The organism is Deltaproteobacteria bacterium CG11_big_fil_rev_8_21_14_0_20_49_13 (assembly GCA_002796305.1).
Lineage (GTDB): Bacteria > UBA10199 > UBA10199.
In genome coordinates this window covers 13,039-24,216 of sequence record PCWZ01000039.1, presented here as the reverse complement: position 1 = coordinate 24,216, position 11,178 = coordinate 13,039, and the positions used below count along the sequence as shown (strand labels likewise).

At 49.6% G+C, this 11,178-nt stretch carries 10 protein-coding genes and 1 tRNA gene; 9 read left to right on the top strand and 2 right to left on the bottom strand.

Annotated elements, in window-relative coordinates; all coding sequences use genetic code 11:
* Positions 1-166: 166 nt before the first annotated feature.
* On the top strand, positions 167-1,093 hold the full coding sequence (locus tag COV46_03310) for a cation diffusion facilitator family transporter (protein ID PIR17660.1): 927 nt from the start codon (positions 167-169) through the stop codon (positions 1,091-1,093).
* A gap of 519 nt (positions 1,094-1,612) precedes the next feature.
* On the opposite strand, the gene COV46_03305 is transcribed toward COV46_03310, so the two are convergent.
* Both COV46_03305 and COV46_03300 read right to left on the bottom strand, forming a co-directional pair.
* Positions 1,613-1,697: transfer RNA gene (locus tag COV46_03305), tRNA-Ser, on the bottom strand.
* A gap of 11 nt (positions 1,698-1,708) precedes the next feature.
* Entirely contained in the window at positions 1,709-1,927 is a 219-nt protein-coding gene (locus tag COV46_03300; GenBank protein ID PIR17659.1) for a hypothetical protein, read from the bottom strand.
* 336 nt (positions 1,928-2,263) lie between these two features.
* On the opposite strand from COV46_03300, the gene COV46_03295 reads away from it, so the two are divergent.
* From COV46_03295 to murD, 8 genes are all read left to right on the top strand, one after another.
* Positions 2,264-2,704 carry a cell division/cell wall cluster transcriptional repressor MraZ gene (locus COV46_03295; GenBank protein PIR17658.1) on the top strand — a complete coding sequence of 147 codons (441 nt, stop codon included), beginning with the start codon at positions 2,264-2,266 and terminating at the stop codon, positions 2,702-2,704.
* 1 nt (position 2,705) lies between these two features.
* The gene (locus tag COV46_03290) at positions 2,706-3,599 is read left to right on the top strand and encodes a 16S rRNA (cytosine(1402)-N(4))-methyltransferase (GenBank protein PIR17657.1); all 894 of its coding nucleotides are present in this window, start codon (positions 2,706-2,708) and stop codon (positions 3,597-3,599) included.
* Positions 3,580-3,951 (top strand): cell division protein FtsL, encoded by a 372-nt coding sequence (gene ftsL / locus COV46_03285; protein PIR17656.1) that lies wholly within the window; start codon positions 3,580-3,582, stop codon positions 3,949-3,951. Before COV46_03290 ends, ftsL begins: the two co-directional genes overlap by 20 nt.
* 6 nt (positions 3,952-3,957) lie before the next feature.
* Positions 3,958-5,970, top strand: a complete 2,013-nt coding sequence (locus COV46_03280; protein ID PIR17655.1) for a penicillin-binding protein — start codon at positions 3,958-3,960, stop codon at positions 5,968-5,970.
* A gap of 141 nt (positions 5,971-6,111) precedes the next feature.
* Positions 6,112-7,515 carry a UDP-N-acetylmuramoyl-L-alanyl-D-glutamate--2,6-diaminopimelate ligase gene (locus COV46_03275; protein PIR17654.1) on the top strand — a complete coding sequence of 468 codons (1,404 nt, stop codon included), beginning with the start codon at positions 6,112-6,114 and terminating at the stop codon, positions 7,513-7,515.
* Positions 7,516-7,548: 33 nt separating this feature from the next.
* Positions 7,549-8,988, top strand: a complete 1,440-nt coding sequence (locus COV46_03270) for a hypothetical protein (protein ID PIR17653.1) — start codon at positions 7,549-7,551, stop codon at positions 8,986-8,988.
* 69 nt (positions 8,989-9,057) lie between these two features.
* Positions 9,058-10,137, top strand: coding sequence for a phospho-N-acetylmuramoyl-pentapeptide-transferase (locus COV46_03265; protein ID PIR17652.1), 1,080 nt, complete (start codon positions 9,058-9,060; stop codon positions 10,135-10,137).
* 73 nt (positions 10,138-10,210) lie between these two features.
* A partial coding sequence (gene murD, locus COV46_03260; protein ID PIR17651.1) for a UDP-N-acetylmuramoyl-L-alanine--D-glutamate ligase occupies positions 10,211-11,178 on the top strand: 968 nt, incomplete at its 3' end.

Genomic DNA, 11,178 nt, shown 5'->3' with positions numbered 1-11,178 from the left:
AACTTTTATTTCTCGGACCAACACATCCTAAATGAGTCTGTCTTGTGGATTCAGACCTTCAACCGCGCCGCATAATCCTGGCCAATTTACGATCTATCGTATCTTAGTCGGTACTTTCAATTTTTGCCTTTAAGATTAAGCGGTTATGTGGTAGTTTTTGTCTGCAATGGTCATGCATCTGACAGATAAGCCGGTCCCGCTACTTGAGCGCGTTGTCTATGCCTCCGTGGCCGTCGGTATCTCTCTCATGGTGATAAAGTTCGTGGCTTACGGTCTTACAGGTTCCGCCGCGATACTTTCGGACGCCGCTGAATCGATCGTTAACGTTGTTACCGCGCTATTTTCCCTTTACAGTCTGAAGGTCTCTTTCAAACCTCCCGACGAATGTCACCCCTACGGTCACGGAAAGATAGAGTTCTTTTCCGCCGCGCTCGAAGGCGGAGCTATTGTCGTGGCCGCGATATGGGTCATACATAAATCTGTCGATGAGCTGGTGGTTGGCTCAACCATAAAACAGCTGGATGTAGGTGTTATACTTGTGGCGGTAGCCGCGGTTGTTAACGCCGCGCTTGGATATTACCTTGTAAAGATAGGAAAAAGGGAAGGGTCGTTGATAATCGAGGCCGACGGCCGCCATGTAATGACGGACGTCATCACAAGCGCCGGAGTGATAACGGGACTTATCGTGGTCCTCTTTACCAAATGGTATTTTTTAGATCCCATCATAGCGATACTTGCCGCACTCAATATAGTTTATACCGGTTGGATGCTTTTAAAACAGGCGGCCTCCGGCATGATGGACAGGGCTTCGGAAGAGGACGACAAACTGATAAACGACATCCTTTCGGCCCCTTCCTTCCGCGATGTCTGCGGGTATCATAAGCTTCGCCACAGAAAGAGCGGCAATATTCACTTTGTCGATTTTCATCTCATTATGCCAAGGGTCGATACCGTTGAACAGGCCCACGTGATAGCCACGGCCGTCGAGGCGCAGATAGCAAGCGCGCTTGGAGATGCCAGCGTGATGGCTCATATAGAACCGTGCAAGAGAAGGGACTGCCCGAATTGTAGAAGAAGCGTGCCCCGAATGTAGTCGAGGGGTGCGTGAGTTGTAGTAAATGTAAATGGGGTCACCCATTAGCGACGGTGTCACGGGTTTTGCAAAAGCGAGTGGCAAGAAGCGCGCCGGTGCAAACAACGCTCCGTCACGCTTCTTGCATTTACCGAGTGACTGGGCGCAAACGGGGTCAGGCTGAACTATTTAACTTATTTTAAAACTGCACTTCAGTTATTGGCCTCGGGCGACGGGCAACGTTATGTCAGGGGGATAATTAGAGATGGTGGGAGCCCGCTTGGCGGAGAGGGTGGGATTATCGGCCTTCGGCTGATGCAATGTAATGTTACGACAAATCCACCCACTTTGTGGGTCCCCTGATTTGTCGTATTAATAAAAACGGCCATTCCAAAATCGGAATGGCCTCTCGTAATGGTTTCCGCCTCACGGCTTCAACCACTTCCTCGGCGACCATCTTGAAAGATGGTACCCGCCTCGGTCGTCGAATCCATGCGGCTTCTCTCCAAACCCTCTCCGTTCGCCCCCTTCAGGGGCAAACGGAGAGGGTGGGATTCGAACCCACGGTACCTTGCGGTACGCTTGCTTTCCAAGCAAGTCGATTAAGCCACTTTCGTACCTCTCCATGTTACTAAATTAATTTTCACTTTTGGATGCTATCAATTCCTTTGCAGCTTCCAGTTTTTCTTCGGGCACGTATATCTTCACTTCACCGAGTCCGTCCATAGATATTTTGTAAATATCACCTATCGATTCTTTTGCCACCTTGTATTCGATACCCTCTGACTCAAGCACAGACTCCATTACAAGGGCTTCCGAGGGGTCGTTAGATGTGTATAACAGCACCCAGTTCATGCCCCGGAATAAAGCAAAATACGGCGCAGAAAGCAACGCGTATTTTCAATAAAAAATCAACTCTATATATATCAGCTATTTATAAGGCGTGTCTAATAAAAGGTTTAACGGTCCTCATTACTTCGTGAATATTTAAGCGGATTTTTGATGTCATTTTCGACCCTAAAAAAGGCAAAAATGTTAGTTTTTTCAAGAGTTTACAAAGAATATCGCTTGACCGGTGCCATAAGGTGGGATAAAGTGGCATAAGAAGGGATAAGTACTAACCATTTAATAATAAAGGGCTATCTCAAGTGGGATAAGGGTTTGGCGGGAACAGCCCCTTAGGAGGTCAATATGTTCAGAGGAAGATATGAGCACGGAATAGACAATAAGGGGCGTTTATCGGTCCCCTCCAAGTTCCGCGAGATCCTCACGACCAACTTTGATGAAAGACTAATCATCACCAATTATGACGGATGCCTCTGGGCGTACCCGGTGGCCGAGTGGCAGAAGCTGGAAGAGAAAGTGAACGCGCGTCCACAGTTCGACGAAACGGTCCGTCTCTTCCAGCGCGTATTTATCTCCGCCGCGGTCGAGGCACCCATTGACGGTTCCGGCAGGATACTTATTCCGCCTACTCTCCGCGAATATGCGGGCATCTCGAAAGATGTCGTCCTTGTCGGCATGACGAACAGGATCGAAATATGGTCGCGCGAAAGATGGCAGAGCGAGTTCGATCAATCACAAAAGAAGCTCGAGGTCATGGGAGATAAACTGGCCGACCTTGGTCTATAAAATGCACATACCCGTTCTTTTAAATGAAGTGATCGATATCTTGGGACCCAAAAGCGACGGCGTCTATTTTGACGGCACGCTTGGTTTTGGCGGTTATGCGGAGGCCATGCTCAAGAAAAGTTCTCCGCATGGCAAGGTCATCGCGACCGACTTTGATGACGACGCGATAGAGGCGTCAAAAGAACGGTTGGCGGAATTTGGCGAAAGGTTCGTTGCAGTGAAGGGAAACTTTTCGAGCGCCGCGGACATCGCCCTTGAGAGGAATATCAACTTCGACGGAATGGTGCTTGATCTCGGAGTTTCAAGTTGTCAGTTCGATAAAGCGGCAAAGGGGTTCAGCTTTTCGAAAGAAGGTCCGCTCGACATGAGGATGGATAAGGGGTCTGAAAGAACGGCCTCTGACATGGTCAACAATTATTCCGGGCGCGAGCTCGAGGAGATATTCAAGACGTACGGCGAGGAGAAATTTGCGAGGAGAATAGCCACCAAGATCATTGAAAAAAGGAATCAAAAGGTCCTTGAGAGCACAAGGGAGCTGGAAGAGATCTGTTTTGTCGCGTATCCGCCGAATCTCCGGCACGGGCGGGTGCATCCGGCGACAAAGGTTTTTCAGGCTCTAAGGATAGTCGTTAACAGCGAGCTCGAGAACCTTGAGAGGTTTCTTAAAAGCGCACCACATGCATTGAACGAAGGCGGAAAGATAGTTGTCGTCAGCTATCACTCGCTTGAAGACAGGATAGTGAAGAGAGGATTTAAATCATTGGGGGGGCTTGGGGGATTCAAGGTGCTCACAAAAAAGCCGGTGATACCGACCGAAAAAGAGACGGAAGAAAATCCCAGGGCCCGAAGCGCAAAACTCAGAGCGATTGTAAAAAATGGCGCAGATATCGGCTGACACATTCAGTTATGCACAGTCTCAAAAGCTTCTGAACAGACAGGGGTTCGGGAAGCGTTCGGCCGCGGTCCAGCAGAAGTTTGTCAAACGCTGGGCGGTCTGGCTCATTTTTGCCACCATCATGGCCCTTTTTTATGTCTGGTCGCGCGTTCAGATGGTCCAGCTCGGTTACGAGGTCACTACCCTAAAAAGCCAGACAAACGAGCTCAACAAGCAGATATCGAACCTAGATGTTGAGATCGCAAAATTAAAATCCCCAAAAAGGCTGAAAGAGATAGCAGAGACGGAACTTAACATGCACGCCCCCGTAGCGGAGCAGATAGTCATAATAAAGCCGGAAGAGATAGAATAAAAGGCCATGAACATTCGCGAAACCTTTAACATAAGAAAGATAAAGTCGCAGTTCTCGGAAGAGCTTCGTCGCGAACAACGTATCCGCCTTCGCATCAAGATAGTAACGGGTGTGGTTTGTGTCATGTTCTTCATGGTCAGCGCACGCGCCATCGAACTTCACTGCATAAAGAATTCGGCCCTTAAGTGGATTGCAAATAAGCAATATCAGGCGGTCATTCCCCAAAGTTTGCGCAGGGGAAGAATACTCGACAGGAACGGCAAAGAACTTGCAGTGAGCCTCCCCGTTCCTTCCATCTATGCAGACCCTAGAATGGTCTCCTTGACGGACGAAGAGAGGGCGCTTTTGGGTTCCTCTTTAGGCATCGACGAAAAAGACCTGGCCAGCAAATTAAAACAGGGAAAAAAGTTCGTATGGCTCAAAAGAACGGTCGATAATGAGACGCTGCAGTCGCTAAAGGGACTTCAGGGAATATTCTCTATAGAAGAAAGCAAAAGATTCTACCCCAACGGAGAACTTGCAAGCCAGATCCTTGGCGCGGTCGGATTCGATTCTGAGGCCCTTGCCGGGATCGAGCTCTCATTCGATGAGCACCTGGCTTCTAAAAATAAAGAGGCGGTCTATAGAAGAGATGCCAGAGGCAAGTTCTATTTCTCTCCGGTCGACTACCGCGAGCAGGATGACGTGAACGATGTATATCTTACCATCGATAAACAAATACAGTTCACTGCAGAGAACGCGCTCCAGAAGGCGGTCACAAGCGCTAACGCAAGCGGCGGTACGGCCGTCGTTATGGACGTTACAACGGGCGCCATACTTGCGATGGCAAACCGGCCCTCGTTCGATCCCAACAATTATTCGAAATATCCGCAGGAGACATGGCGTAATCGCGCTATAACCGACACCATAGAGCCCGGTTCCACATTCAAGGTCTTGATCGCCTCGGCCGGCCTTGACAGCGATTCGGTTAAGCCTGAGAGCATGATCGATTGCGAGAAGGGGGCGATAAAGATAGGTAAAGCTGTCCTTCACGACCATAACCCTTACGGCCAGCTTTCGGTAAGGGACATTATGAAGGTCTCAAGCAACATAGGCGCCTTAAAGATCGCACGCGAGGTGGGGAAGGATCAGATCTATCGATATCTCAAAAAATTCGGTATCGGCAATAAGACCGGCATCGATTTCCCCGGCGAAGTTTCCGGGGTCTTGAGAGACCCTTCAACATGGCAGCCGGTCGAGCTTGGAACTATAGCGTTCGGCCAGGGACTTACCGTAACTCCTTTGCAGATGGCCACCGCCTTCGCAGGTATCGCAAACGGCGGAAAGGTAATGAAGCCTTACATGATCGACCGCATCATTAACAATCAGGGGATGTTGGTAACTCAGAACAAGCCCAAATTAGTGTCGCAGGCCATCAGTAAAGAGACGGCATTGACAATCATAAATATACTGGAAGGCGTTGTCGGAGAAGGCGGTACGGGGACGAAGGCGGCAAGCAAGGAGTATCAGGTGGCGGGAAAAACTGGGACCGCTCAAAAAGTGACCGAGGGTTCCGGTTATTATGCCAAGGGGAAATATTATTCTTCATTCATAGGAATGGCTCCGACTAATAAGCCAAAGATAGTCGTCTTTGTGGGTCTCGATGAGCCCAAAGGCGCCCACTACGGCGGAACGGTCTCTGCTCCTGCATTCAAGGAGATAACGGAAGTTACGCTTAAGTTCTTAGATGTTCCGTCTAATCTTTCGCATGTGGTCGTTGCTAATAAAGGTTTTACATCTGACATTCAGGAGCTTGCCGAAAATACCGGAGGCAACAGGCGCTTTTTAAGGGCAGGTGAAGGCGTCTTTTATGTTCCCGATGTCAAAGGGATAACGATGCGCGACGTAATGGAATCGGTGGGTAGCGCCACAGTTAAACTTAAGGTCGAAGGAAGCGGTGTGGCCTTTGAACAGAGTCCGGATCCGGGCAATATTATTGGAGAGGGTGAAGAGTTCAGGGTAAGTTTTAGGCAGCCTTAGAAGAAAAAAATAAATGACCAATGTCCAAGCTTCAATGACGAATAAAATCACAATGACCCAAATCATAATTATTGGGACATTGTGTTTTGGATATTTATTCGTCGTTGGGATTTGGGTGTTGAATGTTTAGGGAGAGCGGATATGGCAATTAAGAATATCACATACGATTCGAGGCAGGTCCTTCCCGGATATTGCTTTGTGGCGATAAGGGGGGAACATGCGGACGGTCACGATTATATAGAATCGGCCGTTAAGAACGGCGCGGCGGTCATAGTCAGCGATCACCCCGTTTCCGTTCCCGAGAACGTAAAAAATATAATTGTAAAGGACACATGCGTTGAGCTTGCGCGGGCCTCCGCCGAGCTCTTTGGAAACCCTTCCAAGAAGATGCGGGTGATAGCCGTTACCGGAACGAACGGCAAGACCACCGCAACATACATCATCGAGTCGGTCCTTAAGAATGCGGGAAGAAAGGTCGGCGTGATAGGGACCATTGAATGGAGATACGGCGACAAGAAACTACCCGCTCCTAACACGACCCCGATGGCGCTCGACCTTCAGAAGCTTCTTTTCGAAATGCATGAAGCGGGCGTTGAAGATGTGGTGATGGAGGTCTCTTCCCACGCGCTCGATCAGGACCGCGTGAAATTCGTGGATTTCGACTGCGGCGTGTTTACGAACCTTACCCATGATCATTTAGATTATCACCAAGATGTCGATTCGTATTTCAATGCAAAAGAGAAGCTCTTTAGCGAGTTCTTACGCGAGAGCGTTAAGAGGGATAAATTCGCCGTCATAAACATAGACGATGAGTTCGGAAGAAAGATAAGGACCGAAGCGAAAAAAATATCGTATGGAATGTCCGGCGCCGTCGACGTTGGTCTCCTACACCTCAATCCAACGATACAGGGGAATGACATCAAGATAAAAACACCGTGGGGAGAGCTCGATTGTAAGAGCAGGCTTCGCGGCAGGTTCAATGTCTCCAATATACTTTCGTGCGTAGCCGCGTTGGGTGCGCTGGGGGTCCCTTTAAAAACCATAGAACAGGGCATCGATGGACTTTCCTGTGTTCCAGGACGTCTTGAAGATGTCGAGAACGACAAGGGAATAACGGTCTTTGTTGACTATGCGCATACACCGGACGCGCTTCAAAACGTCCTTTTAACGATAAAAGAGATATCGAATGGAAAGATAATAACGGTCTTTGGATGTGGGGGAGATAGAGACAGGGCAAAGAGACCGCTCATGGGGGATGTGGCCGCAAGGTATAGTGACATTGCCATTGTCACCTCTGATAACCCGCGCTCTGAAGACCCCGAAAGCATAATAAGGGAGATAGTGGAAGGCGTAAAGGACAGAAAGAAGCTTCTGATAGAGGCCGACAGAAAAAAGGCGATAGCAAAGGCCCTTTCGGAGGCTTCGAAGGGCGATGTGGTCCTCATTGCCGGCAAGGGACACGAAAATTATCAGATAGCAGGCAAAGAGGTAAGGCATTTTGATGATAAGGAAGAAGCTACCCGCCTTTTAGGCGGGTCGTCCTGAAGCCCAAAGGGCTGAAGGATCTCCCGCAATGGGATGCTGGAGATCCTTCGCTATTCGCTCAGGATGACACAGAATAAAATGAAACTCTCATTTGAAGATATAGCAGCCGCAACTGGCGCAAAGATCCTGCAGAAAGGTCCTGCAAAGGACGCCCTAAACGTCTGCATCGATTCGCGCCTGATCAAAAAGGGGGACTTTTTTATCGCGATAAAGGGTCCTCATTTTGACGGTCACGACTTTATTGATGAAGTGATCGAAAAGGGCGCCTGCGCAGTGATTCGAAGCAAGAAGCAGGAAGCGGGGAGCAGGAAGGAAGGGGTTTGGGTTCTGGAAGTGGCCGACACAGTAAAGGCGCTTGGCGACATTGCCGCTGCGTGGCGCAGGAAGAATGATATAAAAGTGGTAGCGGTGACCGGCTCCAACGGCAAATCGACCACCAAAGAGATGATAGCCGCCGGCCTTTCGACGCTTCGACGTGTGATAAAGACCGAAGGCAATTTTAATAATCTGATAGGGCTTCCACTTCAGGTCCTGAGAGATATCGAAAATTACGATGTGGCGCTCTTTGAGATGGGGATGAATGCACCAGGGGAGATCAGAAGGCTTGCTGAAATAGCCTCCCCCGATATCGGCGTCATAACGAACGTCAATCCGGCGCATCTGGAAAAACTTCATACCGTTGAAAATGTGGCGAAGGCGAAGGGCGAACTGTTCGAGGCAATGAGACCGGACGGCATCATAATAGTCAACGCCGAAGACCCGTGGGTCATGAAGCTTGCGAGCGGATACAAAGGTAAAAAGACAACCTTCGGCATGCAGAACGGATGCGACGTCCAGTTCGGGCGTCTCATATCCGAAGGGCTCGATAGGACAGACCTTACATTCTATATAAAAGGACGAGAATTTTCGATGAGGCTACCGGTTCCGGGGGTTCACAACGTAATGAACGCAATGGCGGCTATCGCCGTGGGTGTGGCATTGGGAGTTTCACCTCTTATAATGGTCCCCGACCTTGAACGTTTCAGCAACATGAAGATGAGGATGGAGCGGATACAGCTCCTTAACGGGGTCCAGGTGATAAACGACTGCTATAACGCGAACCCGTCTTCGATGCAGGCGGCCCTAAGGACGTTAAGTGTGGCAAAGAGGGCCGGCCGTTTCATAGCGGTTCTGGGCGATATGCTTGAGCTGGGAGAGGCCGCCCCTTCCAAACATGTTGAGCTTGGGGAGGGTGTAGCGACATTCGGAGTGAACAAGCTCTTTATCGCCGGAGATTTCGCGGCCGACGTTGCCAAAGGGGCAAAGGCCAAGGGAATGAACGATTCAGATATAAAGATAGAGAACGATCTAGAAGTTCTTAAAGACGACGTCACGCGCGAGATAAAGACAGGCGACGTCGTTCTGGTGAAGGGCTCCAGAGGCATGAAGATGGAGAGAGTAGTTGAACACCTAAAGAGTGAAATTGGAGTGTGAAAAAGTGATCGGTAATCTGTTATCGGTACCTGCTGATCACCGATGACAGATAACTGATAACCGGAATTTATGTTATATCATCTACTATATCCGCTGCACGACAGGCTCATGGCGTTCAACGTCTTTCGCTATATCACCGTTCGTACTTTCGCGGCGCTCTTTACCGCGATGATCATATATTTCCTTTTCGGCAAGTGGCTGATATCTTACATGCAAAAGAAACAGTTCTGGCAGGCGGTTCGCGATGACGGCCCCGTACAACACCTGAACAAGGGAAAGACCCCTACCATGGGCGGAGTGCTCATCTGGATAGGAGTCCTTATATCCACACTTCTCTGGACGAGGCTTGATAACCCTTACGTCTTCCTTGCCCTTGGTATCGGCACGGCCTATGCGCTCATAGGTTTCCTGGATGATTACAGAAAAGTCATCCTGCGGGATGCGCACGGACTACGCGCGAGATTTAAATTCCCGTTTCAGGTGGGAGTTGCCGTTGCCGGTTCGCTCATACTCTTTGACGGCATGGGATTCGACAGACATCTATCGGTCCCCTTCATCAAGGGGTTCTATCCGCTCTTGGGAATAGCCGGCGCTACGGCCTTCGCATCGCTTGTGATCGTGGGCACATCTAACGCCGTCAATCTCACCGACGGCCTTGACGGGCTTGTTGCGGTGCCGGCAATAATCTCGCTCTTTGCCTTCGCCATTCTTTCCTACACGGCGGGCCATTTAAAGATAGCTTCCTATCTTGCGGTGCCCTTTATACCGGGAGCAGGTGAGTTGACGATAATTTGCGGGGCCATAATGGGGGCGTTGATAGGTTTCTTGTGGTTCAACGCACATCCGGCGGAGATATTTATGGGCGACGTTGGGGCGCTTCCGATAGGAGCGGCCTTGGGTACGGTTGCTGTTGTTACAAAGAACGAGTTCCTGCTCGTTCTTATCGGCGGAATATTCGTTCTGGAGACGGTATCTGTCATTACGCAGGTGATATCATTTAAACTGACTGGCAAGCGGGTGTTTAGGATGGCCCCGCTTCATCATCACTTTGAACTTAAAGGATGGAAGGAGTCGAAGATAATTGTGAGATTTTGGATCATAGCTCTTGTTTTGGCGCTTTTGAGCCTTGCAACATTGAAGCTGAGATGAGGTTGGAAGTCGGAAGTCGGAAATCAGAAATCTGACTTCTGACATCAGACCTCTGACTTCGAGATTATACTGAATGGAGCTAAAAGGTAAAAAGATATTGATAGTAGGATTTGGAAGGTCGGGTGCGGCCGCCGCGAGGTACTGCCTTGGGCAGGGTGCTAAAGTGACCGTCACGGACACAAGGACTGAAGAGTCTTTCGACATAAGCGCCCTGGCCTCCATGTCGGAGTCATGGCAGGCTCACGAGCTTGCGCTCTTACGCACTTTCTTCGGAGGCAATCCGGCGCATCTCTTTGAAGAGGCCGACATCATCGTTCCGAGCCCAGGCGTTCCACTTGAGCTTGAGGGTATAAGAAGGGCACGCGCAAAGAAGATCCCGATAGTGGGGGAGATGGAGCTGGTTTTAGATAAGATAAAGGCCCCGATCATCGCGATAACGGGGACGAACGGAAAGTCTACGGTCACCACCATTATCGGAGAGATATTGAAAGATGCAGGAAAGGACGTGCTTGTCGGCGGCAATCTTGGAACGCCCCTGATCGAACTTTTGGAAGGAGAAGCAGGAAGCGAAAGGCAGGAGGCAGGAAAGACGGACTTTGTTGTTCTGGAAGTTTCCAGTTATCAGCTGGAGATATCGCCTAACTTCCATCCGCAAGTTGCTCTTCTTCTGAACATCACGCCGGACCATCTTGATAGATACAATTCGATGGAGGATTATATAAAGGCAAAGGCCCTTATCGATAAGAACCTGACGGAGAAAGACGTTCTGATCTATAACGGTTCTGATGAGCTCGTTGCAAAGATAGCGGCCGCGTCCAAGGCCAAAAAGTTACCATTCTCATTAAAGGATCAAAGGCCGTTCAAGGATATAGATCTTAATAAGGCGATCATAAAAGGGGCCCATAACAAAGAGAACCTCCTTGCGGCGCTTTTTGCCGTGAACGCATTGGGCATTGAACCAAAAGTGGCACAAAGGGTCTTCGAAAAATTCAAAGGTCTTCCACACAGGAACCAGTTCGTAAGGGAAATAGACGGTATCAA